Origin of the sequence: Micromonospora echinofusca (genome assembly GCF_900091445.1) — a bacterium.
GTDB classification, from domain to species: domain Bacteria; phylum Actinomycetota; class Actinomycetes; order Mycobacteriales; family Micromonosporaceae; genus Micromonospora; species Micromonospora echinofusca.
In genome coordinates, this window is the sequence record NZ_LT607733.1 from 1,369,864 (window position 1) to 1,392,023 (window position 22,160).

Genomic DNA, 22,160 nt, shown 5'->3' on the forward strand with positions numbered 1-22,160 from the left:
CCGGACACCGGCTCGGTAGACGCCTGCCCCATGGACGGACCGGACAGCGGCTCGGTAGACGCCTGCCCGACATGCGGACCGGGCAGCGGCTCGGAGGGCGCTGGCTCCGCGGGCGGGCCCGCCGCCGGCACGGGAGGCGCCTGCCCTGCGGGCGGACCCGACACGGGATCGGAAGGGGAGGACGTGGGCGGTACCGGCATCGTGGGCGGGGCTGCCTCGACCGGTGTGTCGGGCACCGGAGGGGCGGACACCGGTGAGTCCGGGGCAGGTTCCCCCGCCACGGCCGGGGCCGGCGGTACGCGGCGCTCGTGTGCGGGTTCGATCGACGGCGTCGACGTGGGGCCCGGGCCCGGAATCGCCGTCGCGGCACCGTCGTCGGCGGTGCTCCGGACCGACGCACCGGGGCCGATGGTCGGGATGCCGTCCACGTCCGACGCGCTGCTCGCAGCCGTCGTGCCGCTCGCAGCCGGTGCGTCGGACGCAGCCGCGGAGCCACTCGGAGCCGACGGGGTAGTGGGAGCCGACGGGGCCGTGGGAGCAGTCTCCGCCTGGCCGGCGGGCTGCGGCTCGTCCGGCGTGGCTGGCGGTGGCACCGGCCGGGACGGTCGGAACCAGGCGTCCGGCCCGCTCGGCGAGGGTGCTTGGGGACGCGGTGGGGCGACCGGCGCGGGCGGGTCGCTCGGCGGCGGCGGGACGTACCGCTTGGGCCGGTCCGGGGCGATGGCCAGATGCGGTGCCGATGGGCTCTGGCTGGGCGTGCCTCCGGCTTCCGGGGCTCCGGGCGAGCGGGGCGGCGAGGTCTGCTGGGCGACCGGCGGCGGCCCGGACGGCGCGGGGGGCGAGGGCTGTGGGGACCTGGCCTCGCCGTGCCCGACGGCCGAGGGCGGTGTGGGCCTGGACTCGTCGAGCCCGGCGGGCGAGTGCGGCGTCGGTACGTCCGGCCGGGCCGATCCTGGGCGGGACGGTGCCGGGGCGGACGACGTGTCGGCCGGCGCCGGGCCGGACACCCTGCTGGCACTCGCCTCCGGCGCCGGCAGGAACTCCAGACGCAGCCGGGCGGCGGGAGGTGCCGAGATCGGGGTGGCGTCGTCCTGGGCGGACGGGCGGGGCGCGTGGGTGGTCGGGGGGAGGTGGTGCCCCTGCGTAGGGCGGCTCCCGGCCGCTGTCCCGTCAACCGGCACCGCAGGGGAAACCGGCACGCCGGAAGTCGGTACACCCGAGGCGGGAACGCCGTAACCCGACGCACCGGCGGCAGGCACGTTGGAGGCGGGTACGCCGGGAACGGGGGCCGGCGGGACCAGGTTGGGCGTGGCAGGGCGACCCGCTGCGGGGACGGAGGAGCCAGTCGGTTCGGTGCCGGGTGCCGGTGATCCCGGTCGTCCGGCGGCCGGGCCTGCGGGGGACACCGGACGGCCAGCCACACGGTCCGCCGGGCCAGCGGGGGATACCGGGCGGCTGACGGTCGGGGCGGCGGGCGACACGGGCCGGCCGTGGACCGGCTCGGCGGGATCGGGCCCGCCGGAGCGTGGCAGGTCGCGGAACGGCGCGGGGGAGACGGGGCGCCCGGGCACGGGAACCTCCCCAGCCGGCCCCCGGAAGCCCACCGGCCCGGCAGCCGCGCGCCCAGGAGCCGTCGGCCCGGCAGCCGTACGCCCGGTCGGGGCTCCGGAGGTCGGGACGCCGTAGGGCTGGGACGGTCGCTGGTCGTACGCGGGCGGTGGCGGCGGGGCCGTGGCCTCCTCGGGGCGGGGACGGTCGACCGGTCGCCGGTATTCGGGGCCGGGCTCGGCCCGTCGCGCCGCGTCCCGGTCGAAGCCGGGCCGCACGGGGCCGGGCGGTGGCCACGGCAGGCCGCCGCCCGGCTGCGGCTGTACCCGGGGCTCCCGGTACGCCTCGGCGTCCCGATGGGCGTCCGGCCGGGCGGTCCCGTGCGGGGCCCGTTCGGGGTACGCCTCGGCTCGCGCCGCCTCGTGCGCCCGTCGGTGCTCCGCCGGCTCCTGCTGCGGCCGTTGCCCGTCGGGGCGCGGCTGCTGCCCGGTGGGAGCCCGGTCGGGGCGCGGCCACCCGCCGGCGGGTACGCCCGGCTCGTGATTGCGCCCGTGCGGGCCACCCTCCCGGCGCGGCTCGGCGGACCGCTCCCGCTGCGGGTCGGCGGGCCGATCGCGGCGGGCATCGGCGGGACGCTCCCACTGGGGAGATGCCGAGCGATCCCACTCGGTGGAGTGCTCCCGGCGCGGGTCCGACGGACGGTCCCACTGCCTGCCGGGCGGGCGTTCGCGCTGACCGTCGGAGGGACGGGGCTCCGGGGCGGGGGTTCCCCACTGGTAGCGAGGCCGGTGCGCGTCCCCGCCGGGCTGGCGGTCGGCGACGCCGTCGGGGCGGCGCTCGGGTCCGGGTGAAGCGGAGCGGTCGGGGCCGCGTTCGGCCCGGCGGTCGTGGCTCTCCGGCCGGTGGTCGTAGCCGGCGTCGGGGTGTCCGTACGCCGGGGAACGGCGTGGCGGGGCGTCCTCGTCGGGCTCCGGGAGCCAGCCGGGTTCGGACCTGCCGGCGGGGGAGACGGGGCGGTCCCGGCCGGCAGGCTCGTAGCGCGGGGTGCGGGTGTCGTGGCGGGCGGGGCCCGCGTGGTCGCGCTGTCGGGGGGAGTCGGCGGGCCGGCCGGGGGCGTCGAATCCGCCCCGGTCGTTGCGGTGCGGTTGCTCCTGCCGGGGCGGCCACTGGCGGTCGTCGGGCCGACGCGGGTCGGCGTGCGGGTGGCGGTACGGCTCGTCGCCGTGCCGTCGCCCGTCGAGGCCGTTCCACGCGTCCTGCCGGCCGGGACGCCCGTCGGGCAGGTCGTCCCACGAGCGGCCGATGTAGGTCCCGTCGGGTCGGGTCGGCGCGAGCGGGGGCACCTCGGCCCGGCCGACGGCCGAGCGGCCTCCTCGCCCGGACGGCGCGTGTTCGGCGCCGATGTCGCCCGCGTAGCGCTGGCCCGGGAACTGGGGGTGCCACTCGGTGGTCGGCTCGATCATCCAGGCCGGTTCGGCGGCGTCGTGCCAGTGGTCGGCGTAGCGGCTCATCCGGTCGGCCCGTCGCCACGGAGGGTAGGCGTGACGCCCGCGACGGGCCGCCGGGGAGCGGGCGCGCCCGGGTGCCCGAGCGGGGTCCGTCCGCTCACGGCGGCGCCCCGGTGGCCGGCTCGCGTCCGCTCGCTCACGGCGATGTCACCTCGTTGCAAAGTTGTCGCGCTGGGCGCTCCACGTGCCGGTAGAGCCGCCCCTCCGGTACGGCGTGGCTGCGGAAGGAGGGTAGCGGCGCGGGCTCGCTCACCGCCACTGTGGCACCGCCCACCACCCCAAACGTTATCCTACGGTTCCGGACATTTAAGGCTATAACCGGATCGGGCTTTCGACGTTACGCCACGTACCCGCAGGCCACGCTGGCGGGTGCCGCGACCGACGCGGTCCTAGGCTTCCTGCGGTGCCACGTCCCGCTCGTAGCGGGCGGCGAGGGTGGCCGCGCGGCGGTGTAGGGCGGCGCGCAGCGAGTCGGGGGCGAGGACTTCGGCGTCGACGCCGAGCTGCCATATCGCCCATACCGCGTGCCGCAGGTCCTCGAAGGTGACGTCCAGCCGTACCCAGCCGTCAGCCTCGAGGTCCTCGGCGCGGACGGCCCGTGCGGTGTTCAGCAGCTCGTCCCGTCGCGTGGGCTTGACCCTGACCGAGACGGGGATGCGGTTCTCCGAGAGGAACTGCGCACTGCGTTCGGCCCAGATCCGGTCGAGGTCGACCTGTTCCGGACGCTCCGCGGGTTCCGGAAGCTCCTCGGCGGTCAGCATCCGCGACAGCCGGTAGGTGCGATCCTCACCGGACCTGGCGGCCAGCAGGTAACTGCGGTCGCGGACGGTGACCAGGCCGATCGGGTCGACCGTGTGCCAGCGAGGCGTCCGGTCGGGTGCGGCGTAGTGGAAGCGCAGCTTGTGGCCGGTGAGCACCGCACGGCGGACCTCGCTCATCACCGCCCGCGTCACGTCCTCGGTGACCAGTCGGCGCGAGAGCAGGTCGGTCTCGGGCTCGACGAGGAACCGCTTGGCGGCGTCGTCCAGGCTGGCCCGATGGCCTTCCGGCAGCGCGTCGACCACCTTGCGCATCGCGGAGGCGAGCGCCGAGCTGAGGCCGAAGACCTGGTGGCCGCGTACCGAGCCGGCAGTCAGCAGCGCGAGGGCCTCGTCGTGGTTGAGGCCGGTGAGCTCGGTGCGGAAACCGGGCAGCAGCGAGAACCCGCCGCGTCGGCCCCGCTCGGCGTACACCGGGACGCCGGCGGTGGACAGCGCCTCGATGTCGCGCAGCACGGTGCGGGCGGACACCTCCAGCTCGGTCGCCAGCTCGTCCGCGGTCATCCGACCGCGCTGGCGCAGCAGCAGCACCAGCGAGACCAAGCGATCCGCGCGCACCCGGTCCATTCTGCCAGGAAAACACGACACAAGGTGTCGTGATTGGTTGGCAGGCTTCGGTGCGCGGCGTCAAGGACGGCGGCTACCGAGCCGCCGGGCGCCCGCAGTCGCAACGATCGGAGTGGGCATGGAACGTACGGCAGTCAACCCGGTGACGTGGTCGCTGGAGATGGGATTCAACCAGGGGGAGCTCGTCTCCGGAGAGACCCGGACCCTGTACATCTCGGGGCAGACCTCGATGAGCAAGGAGGGCAGGCCCGAGCACGACGGGGACATCGCCGCGCAGTTCGCGCTCGCCGTGGACAACCTCGAAGCCGTGCTCACCGAGGCGGGCATGTCGTTGGCGAACCTCGTCCGCCTCAACGTCTACTCCACAGACGTGGACGCGCTGTTCCCGCACTACGGCGTGCTGGCCGGCCGGCTGGGGGCCGCCGAGGTGGCCCCGACGACCACGATGCTCGGCGTGACCCGACTCGCGATCCCCGGCCAGATGGTCGAGCTCGAAGGAACCGCCGTCGCGTGACGCGGCCCTGCCGCTCCTGCTGCTCGTGCCGACCCGGTTCGGCACGAGCAGCAGGCGGACGGGGAACATCTCATGCTCGGCGGCCCTCGCCGGGCCGGGCGTGCCGATCGTCGAGCCGGGCGTCGAGGACGTGGTGGCCCGGCTCCACGGCGGCCGCTGACGCCGCCCACGTGCAGGAGGCGGCGCCGGGGCGGGGTCAGACCGGGTCGCCGATGTTGACCCGGGGCTCGGGGGCGCGCATCCGGCGGAACGTGATCGACCGCATGATGGCGTAGAGGTAGAGCGAGCCCATCCGCTGCCCGGTGTTCGGGAAACGCTCCCGGACCAGCTTGCGGATCTTGCGCGAGATCAGGACCGAGTCGACCACCACGCCCAGGGCGAGCGCGCCCCAGAGGATGTTGGAGACGAGGCGGACGACCGGCGGCATCGCGGCGTTCGAGCCGACCAGCACGATGAGCGCCCCACCGAAGAACCAGGTGCCGACCGTACGCCGGGAGTCGACGACGTTGCGGGCCAGCAGCCGCTCCGGGCCGCGGTCGCGGGGGCCGCCCTCACGGCGGAACTCCGCCGCGGCCTCGGTGCGCAGCTGGCGCTTGCGCTCCCGCTGCTCCTCCTTGGTCAACGGCTTGGTGGCCGCGGCCGGCCGGCGGCCGGCGGTGGGCCGCTTGGGGGTTGCCCTGCCCAGCTCCTTCTTGCTCGGGGTGTAGCCCCGGGGCTGGGCGGGCGCGGACTCCTCGTCGGGGGTCACCGTGGTGACGGCCTCGTCGACGAGGTCGGAGGACTTGCGGCGAAACAGCGACGGCACGTCGAAAGGGTAGCCAAACGACGGCGCCCGGTGCACATCGCGGTGCACCGGGCGCGGACGGGAGTGGTCGACGTTACGGACGCTCGACGTGCGCGCCCAGGTCGGCCAGCTTCGCCTCGAAGTCCTCGTAGCCCCGGTTGATCAGGTCGACGCCGTACACCCGGGAGGTGCCCTCCGCCGCCAGCGCGGCGATCAGGTGGCTGAAACCGGCCCGCAGGTCGGGGATGACCAGGTCCGCCGCGTGCAGCTTGCTCGGCCCCGCGATCACCGCGGAGTGCTTGAAGTTGCGCCGGCCGAAGCGGCACGGGGTGCCGCCGAGGCAGTCCCGGTAGACCTGGATGTTGGCGCCCATCGAGTTGAGCGCCTCGGTGTAGCCCAGCCGCTGCTCGTAGACCGTCTCGTGGACGATGGACAGGCCCCGCGCCTGGGTGAGCGCCACCACCAGCGGCTGCTGCCAGTCGGTCATGAAGCCCGGGTGCACGTCGGTCTCCAGCGCCACGGCGTGCAGCTCGCCGCCCGGGTGCCAGAACCGGATGCCGCCCTCCTGGCCCGGGTCGCCGAGCTTCGGCGCCCGGGCGTCGGTGACCTCGTACTCACCGCCGACGGAGCGGAAGATGTTCAGGAAGGTCATCATGTCGGCCTGCTGCGCGCCGAGCACCTCGACGTGGCCGCGGGTGGCCAGCGCCGCCGCCGCCCAGCTCGCCGCCTCGATCCGGTCCGGGATGGGCCGGTGCGTGTAGCCGTGCAGCCTGGGCACACCCTGGATCTCGATGACCCGGTCGGTGTGCACCTTGATGATCGCGCCCATCTTCTGCAGGATGCAGATCAGGTCGATGATCTCCGGCTCCACCGCCGCGTTGCGCAGCTCGGTGACCCCCTCGGCCATCACGGCCGTCAGCAGCACCTGCTCGGTGGCGCCGACGCTCGGGTACGGCAGGGCGAACTTGGTGCCGTGCAGCCCGTTCGGCGCCGACAGGTGCAGCCCCTCGGGGGTCTTCTCGACCGTCGCGCCGAACTCGCGCAGCGCCTGGAGGTGGAAGTCGATCGGGCGCGGCCCGATGTGGCAGCCGCCCAGGTCGGGGATGAACGCGTGGCCTAGGCGGTGCAGCAGCGGCCCGCAGAACAGGATCGGGATCCGGCTGGAGCCGGCGTGCACGTTGATCTGGTCCGTGCTGGCGCTCTCCACGTTCGCCGGGTCGAAGACGAGCTCGCCGTCCTCCCCGCCGTCGGTGACCTTGACCCCGTGCAGGCCGAGCAGACCCCGGACCACCTCGACGTCGCGGATCTTCGGCACGTCGAACAGTCGGCTCGGGCTGTCACCCAGCAGCGCGGCGACCATCGCCTTCGAGACCAGGTTCTTCGCGCCGCGCACGCGGATCCGCCCTTCGAGCGGAGTGCCTCCGTGTACGACCAGGACGTCGTCGGTCAACGCAACCTCCAGCGCGTCGGTGCTGCCGTGTTGATGGTGGGGCACACGATTGTCATCGCTACCCGGAACGCGGCCATGTCGAAACGGCCCGCGTGAATCGTCGCACCGGCAGCATAGCCCTCGGTGACGAAGATGGACCCGGTCACATCGCCCCTGAGGGCATTTATCGGTGATCGGACCCTTTTCCGTGCCAATGTCGTTACGGAAAGTGATCAGCTCGCCGTCGGCGGCGGGGTGTCGGCCCCGGGCAGGGCGAGCATCTGATCCAACGCCACCCGGGCGTGGTGCGCGGTGTCCGGGTCGACGGTGATCTGGTTGACCACCCGGCCGGCCACCAGTTCCTCCAGCGCCCAGACCAGGTGGGGCAGGTCGATCCGGTTCATGGTCGAGCAGTAGCAGACCGCCTTGTCCAGGAACATGATCTGCTTGTCCGGGTGGGCCAGCGCGAGCCGGCGGACCAGGTTCAGCTCGGTGCCGACCGCCCAGGCCGAGCCGGCCGGGGCCGCCTCGATGGCCTTGATGATGTATTCCGTCGAACCGACGAAGTCGGCGGCGGTGACCACCTCGTGCCGGCACTCCGGGTGGACCAGCACGTTCACGCCCGGCACCCGCGCCCGCACGTCCTCGACGCTGTCGAGGGTGAACCGGCCGTGCACCGAGCAGTGCCCGCGCCACAGGATCATCCGCGCGTCGCGCAGTTGCTGCGGGGTGAGCCCGCCGTTCGGCTTGTGCGGGTCGTAGAGGACGCAGTCGTCCAGCGCGAAGCCCATCTCGAGCACCGCCGTGTTGCGGCCGAGGTGCTGGTCGGGGAAGAAGAAGACCTTCGAGCCCTGCTGGTACGCCCACTCCAGCGCCCGTTTCGCGTTCGAGGAGGTGCAGACCACACCGCCGTTGCGACCCACGAAGCCCTTGATGTCCGCCGAGGAGTTCATGTACGTCACCGGGACGGTGTCGGCCGCGACGCCCAGTTCGGTGAGCACGTCCCAGGCCGTCTCGACCTGCGACAGCACCGCCATGTCCGCCATCGAGCAGCCGGCGGCCAGGTCGGGCAGGACGACCTTCTGCGCGTCCGAGGTGAGGATGTCGGCGCTCTCGGCCATGAAGTGCACGCCGCAGAAGACGATGTACTCCGCGTCGGGCCGGGCCGCCGCCTCGCGGGCCAGCTTGAACGAGTCGCCGGTCACGTCGGCGAACTGGATCACCTCGTCGCGCTGGTAGTGGTGCCCCAGCACGAAGACCTTGCTGCCCAGCGCCGCCTTCGCCGCCGTGGCCCGGGCCACCAGGTCCGGGTCGCTGGGCGCCGGCAGGTCACCCGGACACTCGACGCCGCGCTCCGTGGCGGGGTCGCTGCCCCGGCCGAGCAGCAACAGTGCCGTCGCGGTGTTGGAGGGTTCCACCCAGGTCGAAGTCACGTGCCCCATGGTCCCACAGTGCGGCCTCCCCGCAGCCTCCAGCGGTGTGTGCTGCCACACTGCTCGGCATGCGCGTACTGCTCTGCCCGGACAAGTTCGCCGGTACGCTGCCGGCCCCGCAGGTCGCCGATGCCGTGGCCGCCGGCTGGCGGGAGGTCGCGCCCGACGACGACCTGCTCGTACGGCCTCTGTCGGACGGTGGGCCGGGCTTCCTCGACGTGCTCTCCGACGCCCTCGGCGGGCGCCGGATCCCGGTGCCGACCGTCGACCCGCTGGGCCGCCCGGCGGCCGGTGAGATCCTGCTCACCGACGGCGGTGCGACCGCGTGGCTGGAGAGCGCCCAGGCGTGCGGGCTGCACCTGCTCGACGCGGGCGAGCGCGACCCGAAGACCACCTCCTCGTACGGGCTGGGGGTGCTCGTCGCCGCCGCCGTGGAGGCCGGCGCCCGCACGGTCGTGATCGGGCTGGGCGGCTCCGGCACCAACGACGGCGGCGCGGGCATGCTGACCGCGCTCGGCGTGACCCCGCTGGACGACGGCGGCCGGGCGCTGCCGTACGGCGGGGCCGCGCTCGCCGCGGTGCACGCCGTCGACGGCGCGCCCCGGCTGCGCGACGCCCGCCTGGTCGCCGCCACCGACGTGGACAACCCGCTGCTGGGGCTGCACGGGGCGAGCAACGTGTTCGGCCCGCAGAAGGGCGCCGACCGGGCCGACGTGCTGTTGCTCGACGCCGCGCTGGAGCGCTTCGCCGCCGTGCTGGAGCGGGACCTGCCCGGCTGCCCCGAGCGGCTGGGCGCGCTGCCCGGCGGCGGCGCGGCCGGTGGGCTGGGCGCGGCCGTGCTGGCGCTGGGCGGGCACTGCGAGTCGGGCATCGGCCTGGTCACCCGGGCGATCGGGCTGGACACCACGCTCGACGCGGTCGATCTGGTGATCACGGGGGAGGGCTCGTTCGACCACCAGTCGCTGCGCGGCAAGGTGGTGGCCGGGGTGGCCGGCGCCGCCCGGGACCGGGGCGTGCCCTGCGTGGTGGTCGCCGGCCGGGTCAGCACCGGCCGGCGGGAGGCGGGGGCGGCCGGGGTAACCGACGCGTACAGCCTGGTGGATCACTTCGGGGGCGAGGAGCGTGGCGGGCTGGCCGCCGCGATGCAGCGCCCGGCCGAGGGGCTGCGGGCGCTCGGCACCCGGCTGGCCCGGCAGTGGAGCCGCTGACCGCCCCGTACGCCCCGCGCCCGACGACGGCCCAGGTCACGCCGAACGGGTGGGGCCGGCCGGAGCGGCGTACCATCGGAACTGGACCACACCGGGAATGGCTGGGCGACAGGAGATGTTGGCCAGTGCGTCCGGACCCAACCGCGCAGGGAGATTTCACGTGACCACGCCAGCGCAGACCGAGTCGACCGAGGCCAAGGCCCCCACGTCCGTCGTCCTCACCGACGTCGCGGCGCAGAAGGTCAAGGCCCTGATCGAGCAGGAGGGCCGCGACGACCTGCGGCTCCGGGTCGCCGTGCAGCCGGGCGGCTGCTCCGGCCTGCGGTACCAGCTCTTCTTCGACGAGCGGTCGCTCGACGGTGACGTCGTCACCGACTACGACGGTGTCGGGGTCGTCGTCGACCGGATGAGCGCCCCCTACCTGGCCGGCGCCACCATCGACTTCGCCGACCGGATCGACGCCCAGGGATTCACCATCGACAACCCCAACGCGGGCAACTCCTGCGCCTGCGGCGACTCGTTCAGCTGAGCCGCACCTCCGCTGACCACGGCGGGGCCGTCCTCCGGGGCGGCCCCGCCGTCGTCGTTCGGCCCAGGAAGCGTCCGCGCGGTGGTGACCCGGGGCCGACCGACAGGTCATCCTGAGGGGGCCGGACCGGTAGGCTGACCGGCGCCCTGCTCCCGACCCCGAGGTTGACATGAAGATCGCCGTGACCGGCTCGATCGCCACCGACCATCTGATGAGCTTCCCCGGTCGTTTCGCCGACCAGTTCCTCGCCGACCAGCTGCACAAGGTCTCGCTCTCCTTCCTGGTGGACGACCTGGTGCTGCGGCGCGGCGGGGTGGCGGCCAACATCGCCTTCGGCATGGGGCAGCTCGGCCTGCGCCCGGTCCTGGTCGGCGCGGTCGGCGCGGACTTCGCCGACTACCGCTCCTGGCTGGAGCGCCACGGCGTCGACTGCGACTCGGTGCACGTCAGCGAGGTGGCGCACACCGCCCGGTTCGTCTGCACCACGGACACCGACATGTGCCAGATCGCCTCGTTCTACGCCGGGGCGATGAGTGAGGCCCGCAACATCGAGCTGGGGCCGGTGGCCCGCCGCCTCGACGGGCTGGACCTGGTCCTGGTGGGCGCGAACGACCCGGAGGCGATGCTGCGGCACTCCGCGGAGTGCCGGGAGCGCGGCTACCGGTTCGCCGCCGACCCGTCCCAGCAGCTCGCCCGCATGGAGGGCGAGGACGTCGTCGCGCTGATCGAGGGCGCCGAGTACCTGATGACCAACGACTACGAGAAGTCGCTGTTGCAGAGCAAGGCCGGCCTGACCGACGCGCAGCTGCTCGACCGGGTCAAGGTGCGGGTCACCACGCTGGGCAAGCACGGGGTGGAGATCGCCGGGCGCGACTTCGACCCGATCCACGTGCCGATCGCGCGGGAGACCCAGGCGGTCGACCCGACCGGCGTCGGCGACGGGTTCCGGGCCGGCTTCTTCACCGCCCTCTCCTGGGGCCTCGGGCTGGAGCGCGCCGCGCAGGTCGGCTCCCTGCTCGCCACGCTGGTGCTGGAGACCGTCGGCACCCAGGAGTACGAGGTCCGCCGCGACCTGTTCGTCAAGCGCCTCGCCGAGTCGTACGGCGACGTCGCCGCCGAGGAGGTCCGCCCGCACCTCGTGCCGTGACGCCGGCGCGGGTCGCTGTCGCCGGGCTGCCGGGGGTGGGTGAGAACACCCCCGGTGGCGCGGGTCAGTGGCGGCGGCGGACGTCGAACGCGGGGCCGTCGGTGCCCGTGATCGTGCCGAGGAACTCCTGGCCACGCATCCGGCACCACGCCGGGAGGTCCACCGCCGCGGCCGGATCGTCGGCGAGCACCCGCACCACCGTGCCGACGGGCAGCTCGGGCAGCCGCCTGGCCACCGCGATGACCGGCAGCGGGCAGCGCTGGCCGCGGCAGTCGAGGATCTCCGCCGGCGCCGTCACAGCCCCACCACCCCGGCCTCGGCCCGCAGCCCCGCCACGATGCCGGGCAGTTCGGTGAGGAACCTCTCGACGTCGGCCTCCGTCGTCTCCCGGTGCAGCGAGATCCGGACGTTGCCGTGCGAGAGCACCCCCATCGCCTCCAGCACGTGCGAGGGCCGCAGCGTCGACGACGTGCACGAGGAGCCCGAGGAGACGGCGAACCCGCGCCGGTCGAGCGCGTGCAGCAGGGCCTCCCCGTCGACGTAGAGGCAGGAGAAGGTCACCAGGTGTGGGAGACGGTGGTCGGGATCACCCACCACCTCCACGTCCGGCACCTCCGCCGCCACCCGGGCCCGGATCCGGGCCACCAGCGGCGTCAGCCGGGCCGCCTCGGCCGCCGCGTCGGCCGCCGCCGCGCGCAGGCTCGCCGCCGCCGCCACCACCGCCGGCAGGTTGAGCGCTCCCGGCGTACGCCCGGCCTCCCGGTCGTCGGCCGGCCAGGGCGACTCCCAGCGGGTGCCCTTGCGCACGACGAGCAACCCGACGCCGGGTGGCCCGCCCCACTTGTGCGCGCTGGCGGTCAGCACCGACCAGCCCGCCGGCACCGGGGCCCGGCCCACCAGCTGGGCGGCGTCCACGTACAGCGGCACCCCGGCCTCGGCGCACTCCCGCGCGGCCTCCGGCACCGGCTGGAGGGTGCCGACCTCGTGGCTGGCGGCGATCAGTGCGGCCAGCGCCACCCCCGGCGCCCGGACCGCCGCCGCCCAGCGGTCCAGGTCGAGCCGGCCCAGCCGGTCCACCGGTACGGACGTGGCCGCGCCACCCGCCGCGACGTGCCGCTCGGCGGCGTGCAGCACCGCCGAGTGCTCGATCGCGGAGTGCACCAGGGCGGGGCCGACGCGCCGCCGCCCGGCCAGGCCCCCCAGCACGGCCGAGTGCGCGGCCGTCGTACCGCTGGGGGTGAAGGAGAGTTCGTCGGCGCGCACGCCGAGCGTCTGCGCGCTCGCCTCGCGGGCGGCGTCGAGGAGTTGACGGGCCCGGCGCGCCTGCGTGTAGAGGCGGCCGGGGTCCGCCCAGCCGTCGTCGAGGGCCGCCAGCAGCGCCTGCCGGGCGACCGGGTGCAGCGGCGCGGCGGTGGCCGCGTCCAGGTAGACCGGGGATGCGCTCACGGGAGCCAACGTATCGCGCCGGTATGCCCAAGATCCCCCCGATGGGGGCCGACAACGACCCCAACACGGTCCAGCCCGTCATGGTCGAGTAATCTGCGACCGTCGGTGACGCCTTTGCCGCTGGTGCTGTCGCTCCGCAGGCGGAGGGCAGGGACGAAGACACCGCGGCGCGCTAGGGAGGCAGGACCAGGTGGTCGCAAGGAGTTCGGAGGTACGGCCGTCGGCCGTACGGCACAGCGCTTCCCCAGGAGCCGGTGGGCGCCGGGGACGTGGTGCCGGTCGGATCGCCGGGCTCGGTCTCGGCGGAGCGGCGCTGCTGGTCCTGCTCACGGGCTGCGACGTCGGCGCGGCGTTCGGCGGATTCGGCTGGCCGCAGGGCGGCATCACGCCCGAGTCGCGCCGGATGTACGACCTGTGGATCGCCTCGTGCATCGCGGCGCTCGCGGTCGGCGTCTTCGTGTGGGGCCTGATCTTCTGGTGCGTCGTGCGCTACCGCAAGCGGGGCAACGAGCTGCCGGTGCAGACCCGTTACAACATGCCGATGGAGTTCCTCTACACCATCGCGCCGATCCTGATCGTCTCCGTGCTCTTCTACTACACGGCGATCGTGCAGACCGACGTGGTGCGGACGACCAAGAACCCCGACGTCACGGTCGAGGTGGTCGCGTTCAAGTGGAACTGGCAGTTCAACTACCGCGACGGCCAGGGCCAGGACGCCAACACCGTCGCCTCCGTGCTGGGCACCAGCGAGGTCATCCCGATCCTGGTGCTGCCGACCGACCGGTCCATCCGGTTCGAGGAGACCAGCCGCGACGTCATCCACTCCTTCTGGGTGCCGGAGCTGCTGTTCAAGCGCGACGTCATGCCGGGCAAGATCCGCAACGTGTTCGAGGTCTCGAAGCTGGAGGCCGAGGGCGCCTACGTGGGTCGCTGCGCCGAGCTCTGCGGCAGCTACCACGCCTTCATGAACTTCGAGCTGCGCGTCGTCTCTCCGGAGAAGTACGAGCAGTTCCTGGCGGCCAAGCGCGACGGCAGGTCCACGCAGGAGGCGCTGACGGCCATCGGCGAGGACCCGTACGCGAAGACCACGAAGCCGTTCGAGACCCGGCGTACCGAGGCCAACTTCAACCCCGACGACGCGCCGGCCGGCGCGGGAAGCTGAGGGATCGGGCATGAAGACCGAGTGGCGCATCTTCCTGGTCATCGCCGGGTTCCTGCTCTTCGCCACCTTCCTCTACGGCGGGTGGACCGCCGCCGACTCCGGCGGCCAGGTCGAGTGGGTGGGCACGGTCGCCCTGCTGCTGAGCTTCCTGCTCTGCTCGATGTGTGGCGGCTTCTTCTGGTTCGTCTCCCGCCGGATCGACCTCCGGCCGGAGGACCGGCCGGACGGTGAGATCGCCGACGGCGCGGGCGAGATCGGCTTCTTCAGCCCGGGCAGCTACTGGCCGTTCGGCCTGGCGATCGCCGTCGCGCTCGCCGGCTTCGGCCTCGCGTTCTGGCAGTTCTGGCTGCTCGGCCTCGGCATGGTGGCGGTCACGTTCTCCGTCTGCGGCCTGCTGTTCGAGTACTACAGCGGCACCCGGCGCACCGCCGAGCACTGATCGGTCGCCACCCGCGAGACGTCACGAAGGCCCGCCTCCCCTCAGGGAGGCGGGCCTTCGGCGTGAAACGGGGCTGTGCGGGGAACGTCACGCGCCCCGCGACGTCGCGTGGCGGTGGCGTCAGGCGGCGCGGCGGGCCGCCGCGCGGCGCCGGCCGCTCCGACGCGCGAGGTGGAACACGACGCCGGGGACGAGCACGGCCGCACCGCAGCCCGTGCAGACCAGTTCGGGGCAGTCGGCGCCGTGGCCGTCGGCGCACGGTGGCGTCTCGAACGGCTCGACGCCCTCACAGGTGTCGCAGTAGAGCTCGCGCTCCGACACGGGCGTCTCCTCTCGCTCCGGTCCCGCGGGGTGTCGCACACGCCCGACGGGATTGCCGCACTCGACGGTGCAGGACGGATGTGGGAACTACTCAGCTGTAGTTTCCCACGGGGGTCCGACAACCTCCGGCGAGGCCCGGGGCTCAGAGGGCGCGCGCGACCTCGATCCAGCGGTCCAGCACGCGGGCGGCGGACCCGGAGCCGACCGACTCGGCGGCCCGGTCCATCCCGGCCCGCAGCGCCTCGGTCAGGTCGCCGTCCAGCGGGCCCTGCGTGGCCAGCGCCGCCGCCGCGTTGACCAGGACGGCGTCGCGCACCGGGCCGGTCTCGCCGGCCAGCAGCCGGCGGACCACGTCGGCGTTGTAGGCGGCGTCACCGCCCCGCAGGTCGGCCAGGGTGGCCCGGGGTACCCCGAGGTCGGCCGCGTCCAGCAGCGACTCCCTGACGACGCCGCCCTGGGCTGCCCAGACCCGGGTGGGCGCGGCGGTGGTGAACTCGTCGAGCCCGTCCTCGCCGCGCATCACCAGCACCGAGTCGCCACGGGCGGCGAAGACGCCGGCCATGACCGGGGCCATCCGGGCGTCGAAGCACCCGACCGCTCCGGCGCGGGGCCGCGCCGGGTTGGTCAGCGGGCCGAGGAAGTTGAACACGGTGGGCACGCCCAGCTCCCGGCGTACCGGGCCCGTGTGCCGCATCCCCGGGTGGAACCGGGCCGCGAAGCAGAAGCCCATGCCGGCCTCGGCCACGCACCGGGCCACCCCCTCCGGCCCCAGGTCGAGCGGTACGCCGAGGAACTCCAGCACGTCGGCGGTGCCGCACGACGAGGAGGCCGCCCGGTTGCCGTGCTTGACCACGCGGACGCCGGCACCGGCCACCACCAGCGAGGCCATGGTCGAGATGTTGACCGTGTGCGCGAGGTCACCGCCGGTGCCGACCACGTCGAGGGCGGTGGCGCGCAGCTCGTCGGGCAGCTCCACCGGCACGGCCCGGCCGAGCATCGCCTCCACCAGGCCGGCCAGCTCGGCCGAGGTCTCGCCCTTGGCGCGCAGCGCGACGACGAAGCCCGCCATCTGCGCCGGGGCCGCCGAGCCGGCCATGATCTCGCCCATCGCCCAGGCGGTGTCGGCGGTGGCGAGTTCCTCACCGCGCAGCAGCGCGTTGAGCAGGTGCGGCCAGGTCCGATCGCCCATGACGGGCCTCCCGAGCGTGCGAGATGCGGGTGGGGTGGGAACCGGCACCGGTCGGCCCGGCGCCGTGGCGGCCGGAGTGGGGACGTCAGGCGGGCGCGTGCGCCCGCAGCAGCTCGGCCACCGTCGTGCCGGTCGTCACCGGGTCGAGCGGGTGCACCAGGGTGGCGTCGACCTCGGCGTACGCCGCGAGCCACCGGTCGGCGGCGCGGGCGATCACCACGCAGGTCGGGGGAGCGTCGTCCCGGTCGTCCTTGACCTGCCGGGCGATGCCGATGCCGCCGCCCGGGCTCGCCTCGCCGTCGAGCACCAGCAGGTCGATCTCGTAGTCGTCGACGAGCCGGATGCACTCCGCGTAGTCGGACGCCTCGACGAACTCGATGCGCAGGCCGGGCGCGGGGCGCGGGCCGACGGCGAGCCGCATCCGGTCGCGGACCTGCGGGTCGTCGCTGTAGAGCAGGACGGTGCAAAGACGATCGCTCATGCCGGCACTCCGCTTCGCTCCGTGCCGTCGTGCGGCACCATCACTGAGCTTGTTGACTCGTTCGCTGCGCGCTGACCGGCCGGACTGGCGTCCACCTCGCAGCCGCCCGCTGATCGTACCGGTCGGTGTGAGGTGGGCGACGTCCGGCCGGTGGCGGTGCGCAGGGCGTACCGCCGGGCGGCTCAGGCGGTGGACTCCGCGGCGCGCTGACGGGCCTCCTGGCGGTCCAGGTCGCGGTCGACGCGGCGGGCCTCCCGCTCGGCGTGGCGCATCCACTGCACGACCAGGACGGCCAGCATGGTCACGCTGACGAACTCGCCGCCGGCCCAGAGGATGCCGCCGGCGACCACCTGGTCCTGCCAGGGGTCGGACCAGGTCAGCCCGAGCGAGGGGTACCAGTCGCCGCCGAACAGCGTGCTGCTCTGCATGATGGTGAGGCCGAGCACCGTGTGGAACGGCACGGAGAGCAGCATCAACAGCGCCCGCGCCGGGTACGGCCAGCGGCCCGGCAGCGGGTCGAGGCCGAGCAGCGGCCAGAAGAACACGCAGCCGGTCATGATGAAGTGCGCGTGCACGACCTCGTGCGCCCACGCGTGCTCCAGCGTGTAGCGGTACAGGTCGGTGAAGTAGAGCGCGAACGGGTTGACCACGAAGATGGTGAACGCCACCAGCGGGAAGCTGTAGATCCGCGCGATCCGGCTGTGCACGACGGCCAGCAGCCGCTTGCGCGGTCGCGGCGGCAGCGTACGCAGCGCCAGCGTCACCGGCGCGCCCAGCGCGAGGAAGATCGGCGAGATCATGGAGAGCACCATGTGCTGGACCATGTGCACCGACAGCAGCGCCGTGTCGTACGCGTGCAGGCCGCTGACGGTGACCGCCGCGATGCCGCCGAGGCCGGGGCCGAGGAAGAAGACGGTCCGGGCGACCGGCCACCGGTCGCCGCGCAGCCGCAGCCGGTGGACCCCGTAGAGGTAGACGCCGGCGGCCAGCACCAGGCCGACGGCGAGCCAGCTGTCCAGCTTCGTCTCGGTGAACACCGAGGTCACGGTGAACGGCGGCGGGACGGCCGCGGTCGCCGCCGGCGCGGCGACGGCGGCTGCGGCGGAGATCGGATCGGCGTGCAGCACGCTTTTCAGCCTAGGTCAGGCGAACCGGACTGCCCCGATCGGGCTGTGGATGCCACGGGTTTGGCCCCCCGCTGATCGCCGGCCCCGGTCAAGGGCAATAATGACCGCGTGACTGCGGCCCCAGCCATTGACAAGAGCCGGATCCACTCCCTGACCCGACCCAACATGGTCAGCGTCGGGACGATCGTGTGGCTCTCCAGCGAACTCATGTTCTTCGCGGCGCTGTTCGCGATGTACTTCTCCATCCGCGCGGCGGCACCGGAGCAGTGGGCGGAACACACCGTGCACCTCAACATCCCCTACGCGACCACCTTCACGGTGATCCTGGTGTTGTCGTCGGTGACCTGCCAGCTCGGTGTCTTCGCCGCGGAGAAGGGTGACGTCCACGCGCTGCGGCGCTGGTTCACGATCACCTTCGTGATGGGCCTGATCTTCGTCCTCGGCCAGCTCAACGAGTACCGCGAGCTGGTGCACGAGGGCATCAAGATCAACAAAGACGGTTACGGGTCGATGTTCTACCTGACCACCGGCTTCCACGGCCTGCACGTGGCCGGCGGTCTGGTCGCCTTCGTCATCTTCATGATCCGCACCACCATGGGCCGGTTCACACCGGCGCAGGCCACGTCGGCGATCGTCGTGTCCTACTACTGGCACTTCGTCGACGTCGTGTGGATCGGGCTCTACGCCATGATCTACTGGCTTCAGTGATCTTGGCGCGTCACGAACCGCGCCGCTGCTCCGTCCCCTGAGACAAGGTCCAACCGGTTAAGGACACAGGTCATGACTTCTGACAACGACCGCCGACGCGGTCTGCTCGCGCGGCTGCGCGAGCGGCCCGCGGCGCGCAGCAGGGGCCGCCGCCGGCTGGGCGCCGCGGTCCGGCTGCTCGCCGCGCTGATGCTGGCCGGCGGCGCCTACACCGTCTTCGCCCCCGGCGTGCAGGCGCAGGACACCCCGCTCACCGGTGCCGCCGCGGAGGGCAAGGCGCTGTTCGACGTGAGCTGTGTGACCTGTCACGGTCGCAACGCCCAGGGCGTCGAGGGACGCGGGCCGAGCCTGATCGGCGTCGGCGCGGCCTCGGTGGAGTTCCAGGTCGGCAGCGGCCGCATGCCGATGGCCCGGCAGGAGGCCCAGGCCCAGCGCAAGCCGGAGCTCTTCACGGACGAGGAGACCCGCCAGCTCGCGCAGTACGTCCAGGAGCTCGGCGGCGGCCCGGTGGTGCCCGACGGTGAGAACCTGCACGCCGACGGCAACATCGCCGCCGGTGGCGAGCTGTTCCGGATCAACTGCGCGCAGTGCCACGCCTTCGGCGGTGGCGGCGGCGCCCTCTCCTCCGGCAAGTACGCGCCGAGCCTGCGCCCGGCGACCGACCGGCAGATCTACGCCGCCATGCTGAGCGGCCCGCAGAACATGCCGGTCTTCGGCGACAACCAGATCTCCCCGGACCAGAAGGCGGACCTCATCGCCTACATCCAGGAGACCCTCAAGCACGACCAGGACCCGGGCGGCTTCAACCTCGGTCGGTACGGGCCGTCCACCGAGGGCCTGGCGATCTTCCTGGTGGGCATCGTCGCGCTCGTCTTCGCGAGCCTGTGGATTGCGGGCAAGTCGTGACCGGGCGGCTCATCCGATTCAGTGCCGTGGTGCCGCAGCGCGGCACCGCCCGTAGCGAGGTGACGGCATGACCACGCACACCGAGCACCAGGCCCAGCAGGGCCGGGAGCCGCTCGACGTGAACACCCCCGGGCTCAGCCAGTTCGACATCGTCCGCGAGGGCGCGCGCCGGGACGACATCGAGATCGTCCACTACGAGCCGCAGGTCGCCCCGGGTAGCAAGGCCGAGCGCCGGCTGACCCGTACGGTCGCGTCGTTCTTCCTGCTGACCGGCCTGGCGGCGACCGCCTTCCTGGTCGTCTACATCTGGTGGCCCTGGAAGTACACCCCGGGCAGCGGCGGCGACAAGTGGTACACCCCGCTGCTCGGCGTCACGCTCGGCGTGGCCCTGCTCGGCATCGGCTTCGGCATCCTGACCTGGGGCAAGAAGCTGCTGCCGAAGGAGGTCTCGATCCAGGACCGGCACGAGGGTGCCGTCGCCTCCGACGACCGGATCATCACCGGCCAGACCATGCTCTACATGGCCGACGAGCTGGGCGTGAAGCGCCGGCCGCTGCTCGGCATCTCGCTGCTGGCCGGTCTCGCGCCGGTCGGCGCGGTCGCCGCGGCCCCCCTGGTCGGCGGCCTGATCTCCCAGCCGCACAAGAACAACCAGATGTTCACGACCGGGTTCGCCCCGGCCGAGGGCGGCGAGAAGATCCGGCTGGTCCGCGAGGACGGCCGGCCGGTCCGCCCGGCGGACGTCAGCGCGGGCGGCCAGATCACCGTCTTTCCCGGCATCGACCACGGCGTGAGCAACCTGCACGCCGACTCGCCGACCCTGCTGATCCACCTGCGGGACTCCGACGCGGAGGAGTCGCGCCGGGCCAACGAGCGGGTCGGGCACGGCGACTACATGTGGGGCAACTACGCCGCCTACTCGAAGATCTGCACGCACGCCGGCTGCCCGGCGAGCCTGTACGAGCAGCAGACCAACCGCCTGCTCTGCCCGTGCCACCAGTCGCAGTTCCTGATCACCGACAACGCCCGGCCCATCTTCGGCCCGGCCAGCCGACGGCTGCCGCAGCTGCCGATCGAGGTGGACGCCGAGGGCTACTTCGTGGCCAAGTCCGACTACACCGAGACCGTCGGGCCCGACTTCTGGGAGCGGCCGTGAAGCGGCGCAAGTTTGACAAGGCAGCAGTCCCGGGGAACGTCGCGCGGGGAGTGGACGACCGCTTCCAGGTGGCCACCCCGCTGCGCCGGCTGCTGAACAAGGTCTTCCCGGACCACTGGTCGTTCCTGCTCGGCGAGATCGCGCTGTTCTCGTTCGTCGTCCTGCTGCTGACCGGCGTCTTCCTGACGTTCTTCTACGAGCCGGCGATGACCGAGGTCGTCTACAACGGCAGCTACGCCCCGCTGCGGGGCACGCCGATGTCGGCCGCGTACGCCTCCAGCCTGGACATCTCGTTCGATGTCCGGGGTGGTCTGATCATGCGGCAGATGCACCACTGGTCGGCGCTGCTGTTCATGGCCGCCATCGTGGTGCACATGCTCCGGGTCTTCTTCACCGGCGCGTTCCGCAAGCCGCGGGAGACCAACTGGATCATCGGCTCGCTGCTGTTCTGGGTCGGCTTCCTCGCCGGCTTCACCGGCTACTCGCTGCCGGACGACGGCCTCTCCGGCACCGGCCTGCGGATCGCCTCGGCGATCATGCTCTCCATCCCGGTGGTCGGCTCCTGGGTCACCTCGTCGGTCTTCGGCGGGGAGTTCCCGGGCACGATCATCATCAGCCGGTTCTACATCGCCCACGTGCTGCTCGTCCCGGGCCTGCTGCTCGCGCTGATCGGCGCCCACCTGGGCCTGGTCTTCAAGCAGAAGCACACCCAGTGGCCCGGCCCCGGCCGGACCAACGGCAACGTGGTCGGCGAGCGGATGTTCCCGCGCTACGCGATCAAGCAGGGCGGCTTCTTCATGGTCGTCTTCGGCGTGATCGCGCTGATGGGTGGCCTGTTCCAGATCAACCCGATCTGGCTGTTCGGCCCGTACGAGGCGTGGGTGGTCTCGGCCGCCAGCCAGCCCGACTGGTACGTCATGTTCCTCGACGGCTCGACGCGTCTGATGCCCGCGTGGGAGATCAACATCCCGATCGGCGACGGATACGTGATCCCGCCGCTGTTCTGGCCGACGGTCGTGCTGCCGGGCATCCTGGTCGGCCTGTCGACGCTCTACCCGTTCCTGGAGGCCCGCCGCCTCAAGGACACCAGGAGCCACAACCTGCTCCAGCGTCCCCGGGACGTGCCGGCGCGTACCGGCCTGGGCGCCATGGCGGTCGCGTTCTTCATCGTGCTGACGCTCTCCGGCGCCAACGACGTCATCGCCGACAAGTTCCAGATCAGCCTGAACGCGATGACCTGGGCCGGCCGTATCGGCCTGCTCGTCCTGCCGCCGCTGGCGTACTACGTCACCTACCGGATCTGCCTGGGTCTCCAGCAGCACGACCGGGAGGTGCTGGCCCACGGTGTCGAGACCGGCATCATCCGGCGGCTGCCGGACGGCCGGTTCGAAGAGGTGCACCAGCCGCTCTCGGCGGCGGACGGCCACGGCGACGGCCACGGCGCGCTGCCGTACGCCGGCTGGGTCGTGCCGAAGAAGATGAACCGGCTCGGTGCCCTCGGCCCGGCCATCCGGGGCTTCTTCTACCCGATCGAGAAGCCGGCCGAGGCGCCGGTCTCGCCGGGCCACCCGCCCGTCGAGCCCCGCCCGGAGCGGGAGGAGATCGGCAGCGGCGAGAGCCGTCGCTGACCCTGCGACACCACCACGACGTGGCGCCCACCGGAGTCCTCCGGCGGGCGCCACGTCCGTTTCCGCCCGCCGACCCGCTCGACACGGGCCCGTGGGACCGGTCGCCCCTGGT

Annotated in this window: 21 protein-coding genes; 11 read left to right on the top strand and 10 right to left on the bottom strand. The window is 73.2% G+C overall.

All coding sequences use genetic code 11. The annotated features are described in order from the left end of the window. Positions 1–3,445: 3,445 nt before the first annotated feature. Complete coding sequence (locus GA0070610_RS06345; protein ID WP_089003311.1) at positions 3,446–4,432, bottom strand: helix-turn-helix transcriptional regulator; 987 nt, start codon at positions 4,430–4,432, stop codon at positions 3,446–3,448. Positions 4,433–4,559: 127 nt separating this feature from the next. On the opposite strand from GA0070610_RS06345, the gene GA0070610_RS06350 reads away from it, so the two are divergent. Next, on the top strand, positions 4,560–4,955 hold the full coding sequence (locus tag GA0070610_RS06350) for a RidA family protein (protein ID WP_088999155.1): 396 nt from the start codon (positions 4,560–4,562) through the stop codon (positions 4,953–4,955). A 25-nt stretch (positions 4,956–4,980) separates the two neighbouring features. Then, positions 4,981–5,115, top strand: a complete 135-nt coding sequence (locus GA0070610_RS31655) for a hypothetical protein (protein WP_269458865.1) — start codon at positions 4,981–4,983, stop codon at positions 5,113–5,115. A 36-nt stretch (positions 5,116–5,151) separates the two neighbouring features. On the opposite strand, the gene GA0070610_RS06355 is transcribed toward GA0070610_RS31655, so the two are convergent. The 3 genes from GA0070610_RS06355 to nadA all read right to left on the bottom strand — a co-directional run bounded on the left by GA0070610_RS06355 (position 5,152) and on the right by nadA (position 8,601). After that, complete coding sequence (locus GA0070610_RS06355; RefSeq protein WP_089003312.1) at positions 5,152–5,760, bottom strand: DUF3043 domain-containing protein; 609 nt, start codon at positions 5,758–5,760, stop codon at positions 5,152–5,154. Between the two features lie 73 nt (positions 5,761–5,833). After that, entirely contained in the window at positions 5,834–7,189 is a 1,356-nt protein-coding gene (gene murA / locus GA0070610_RS06360; RefSeq protein WP_089003313.1) for a UDP-N-acetylglucosamine 1-carboxyvinyltransferase, read from the bottom strand. Between the two features lie 212 nt (positions 7,190–7,401). Further along, positions 7,402–8,601 carry a quinolinate synthase NadA gene (gene nadA / locus GA0070610_RS06365; protein ID WP_089003314.1) on the bottom strand — a complete coding sequence of 400 codons (1,200 nt, stop codon included), beginning with the start codon at positions 8,599–8,601 and terminating at the stop codon, positions 7,402–7,404. A gap of 68 nt (positions 8,602–8,669) precedes the next feature. On the opposite strand from nadA, the gene GA0070610_RS06370 reads away from it, so the two are divergent. From GA0070610_RS06370 to GA0070610_RS06380, 3 genes are all read left to right on the top strand, one after another. Next, entirely contained in the window at positions 8,670–9,809 is a 1,140-nt protein-coding gene (locus GA0070610_RS06370; protein WP_088999156.1) for a glycerate kinase family protein, read from the top strand. A gap of 160 nt (positions 9,810–9,969) precedes the next feature. Next, complete coding sequence (erpA, locus tag GA0070610_RS06375) at positions 9,970–10,338, top strand: iron-sulfur cluster insertion protein ErpA (RefSeq protein WP_088999157.1); 369 nt, start codon at positions 9,970–9,972, stop codon at positions 10,336–10,338. A 169-nt stretch (positions 10,339–10,507) separates the two neighbouring features. Further along, complete coding sequence (locus tag GA0070610_RS06380) at positions 10,508–11,485, top strand: carbohydrate kinase family protein (RefSeq protein WP_088999158.1); 978 nt, start codon at positions 10,508–10,510, stop codon at positions 11,483–11,485. A gap of 64 nt (positions 11,486–11,549) precedes the next feature. Here GA0070610_RS06380 and GA0070610_RS06385 read toward each other — a convergent pair whose 3' ends face one another. Further along, positions 11,550–11,783 (bottom strand): sulfurtransferase TusA family protein, encoded by a 234-nt coding sequence (locus tag GA0070610_RS06385; RefSeq protein WP_088999159.1) that lies wholly within the window; start codon positions 11,781–11,783, stop codon positions 11,550–11,552. Further along, positions 11,780–12,931, bottom strand: a complete 1,152-nt coding sequence (locus GA0070610_RS06390) for a cysteine desulfurase family protein (protein WP_088999160.1) — start codon at positions 12,929–12,931, stop codon at positions 11,780–11,782. The genes GA0070610_RS06385 and GA0070610_RS06390 overlap by 4 nt, the downstream gene beginning before the upstream one ends. A gap of 190 nt (positions 12,932–13,121) precedes the next feature. Between GA0070610_RS06390 and ctaC the strand changes: the two genes are divergently transcribed. Together ctaC and GA0070610_RS06400 are read left to right on the top strand one after the other, a co-directional pair. Beyond that, the gene (gene ctaC / locus GA0070610_RS06395) at positions 13,122–14,093 is read left to right on the top strand and encodes an aa3-type cytochrome oxidase subunit II (protein ID WP_088999161.1); all 972 of its coding nucleotides are present in this window, start codon (positions 13,122–13,124) and stop codon (positions 14,091–14,093) included. 10 nt (positions 14,094–14,103) lie between these two features. Next, complete coding sequence (locus tag GA0070610_RS06400; protein ID WP_088999162.1) at positions 14,104–14,532, top strand: cytochrome c oxidase subunit 4; 429 nt, start codon at positions 14,104–14,106, stop codon at positions 14,530–14,532. 120 nt (positions 14,533–14,652) lie between these two features. Here GA0070610_RS06400 and GA0070610_RS06405 read toward each other — a convergent pair whose 3' ends face one another. The 4 genes from GA0070610_RS06405 to GA0070610_RS06420 all read right to left on the bottom strand — a co-directional run bounded on the left by GA0070610_RS06405 (position 14,653) and on the right by GA0070610_RS06420 (position 17,650). After that, positions 14,653–14,853 carry a hypothetical protein gene (locus GA0070610_RS06405; protein ID WP_088999163.1) on the bottom strand — a complete coding sequence of 67 codons (201 nt, stop codon included), beginning with the start codon at positions 14,851–14,853 and terminating at the stop codon, positions 14,653–14,655. Positions 14,854–14,995: 142 nt separating this feature from the next. Next, a complete protein-coding gene (gene trpD / locus GA0070610_RS06410; protein ID WP_088999164.1) occupies positions 14,996–16,042 on the bottom strand; it encodes an anthranilate phosphoribosyltransferase in 1,047 nt (348 codons plus the stop codon). Between the two features lie 85 nt (positions 16,043–16,127). Continuing rightward, complete coding sequence (locus GA0070610_RS06415) at positions 16,128–16,523, bottom strand: response regulator (protein ID WP_088999165.1); 396 nt, start codon at positions 16,521–16,523, stop codon at positions 16,128–16,130. 182 nt (positions 16,524–16,705) lie between these two features. Then, the gene (locus tag GA0070610_RS06420; RefSeq protein ID WP_088999166.1) at positions 16,706–17,650 is read right to left on the bottom strand and encodes a cytochrome c oxidase assembly protein; all 945 of its coding nucleotides are present in this window, start codon (positions 17,648–17,650) and stop codon (positions 16,706–16,708) included. 108 nt (positions 17,651–17,758) lie between these two features. Between GA0070610_RS06420 and ctaE the strand changes: the two genes are divergently transcribed. From ctaE to qcrB, 4 genes are all read left to right on the top strand, one after another. Then, positions 17,759–18,358 (top strand): aa3-type cytochrome oxidase subunit III, encoded by a 600-nt coding sequence (ctaE, locus tag GA0070610_RS06425; protein WP_088999167.1) that lies wholly within the window; start codon positions 17,759–17,761, stop codon positions 18,356–18,358. A gap of 72 nt (positions 18,359–18,430) precedes the next feature. Continuing rightward, positions 18,431–19,264 carry a cytochrome bc1 complex diheme cytochrome c subunit gene (gene qcrC / locus GA0070610_RS06430; protein WP_088999168.1) on the top strand — a complete coding sequence of 278 codons (834 nt, stop codon included), beginning with the start codon at positions 18,431–18,433 and terminating at the stop codon, positions 19,262–19,264. A gap of 67 nt (positions 19,265–19,331) precedes the next feature. Then, complete coding sequence (gene qcrA, locus GA0070610_RS06435) at positions 19,332–20,420, top strand: cytochrome bc1 complex Rieske iron-sulfur subunit (RefSeq protein WP_088999169.1); 1,089 nt, start codon at positions 19,332–19,334, stop codon at positions 20,418–20,420. Then, positions 20,417–22,048 carry a cytochrome bc1 complex cytochrome b subunit gene (gene qcrB, locus GA0070610_RS06440; RefSeq protein ID WP_088999170.1) on the top strand — a complete coding sequence of 544 codons (1,632 nt, stop codon included), beginning with the start codon at positions 20,417–20,419 and terminating at the stop codon, positions 22,046–22,048. Before qcrA ends, qcrB begins: the two co-directional genes overlap by 4 nt. The last annotated feature ends 112 nt before the right edge of the window (positions 22,049–22,160 follow it).

Excerpts from the sequence above, each read along its gene's own strand:
- GA0070610_RS06380 (WP_088999158.1), top strand. The coding sequence starts at position 10,508 with ATGAAGATCGCCGTGACCGGCTCGATCGCCACCGACCATCTGATGAGC.
- qcrC (WP_088999168.1), top strand. The coding sequence starts at position 18,431 with ATGACTTCTGACAACGACCGCCGACGCGGTCTGCTCGCGCGGCTGCGC.
- GA0070610_RS06400 (WP_088999162.1), top strand. The coding sequence starts at position 14,104 with ATGAAGACCGAGTGGCGCATCTTCCTGGTCATCGCCGGGTTCCTGCTC.
- qcrA (WP_088999169.1), top strand. The coding sequence starts at position 19,332 with ATGACCACGCACACCGAGCACCAGGCCCAGCAGGGCCGGGAGCCGCTC.
- GA0070610_RS06370 (WP_088999156.1), top strand. The coding sequence starts at position 8,670 with ATGCGCGTACTGCTCTGCCCGGACAAGTTCGCCGGTACGCTGCCGGCC.
- trpD (WP_088999164.1), bottom strand. The coding sequence starts at position 16,042 with ATGGGCGATCGGACCTGGCCGCACCTGCTCAACGCGCTGCTGCGCGGT.
- GA0070610_RS06350 (WP_088999155.1), top strand. The coding sequence starts at position 4,560 with ATGGAACGTACGGCAGTCAACCCGGTGACGTGGTCGCTGGAGATGGGA.
- GA0070610_RS06415 (WP_088999165.1), bottom strand. The coding sequence starts at position 16,523 with ATGAGCGATCGTCTTTGCACCGTCCTGCTCTACAGCGACGACCCGCAG.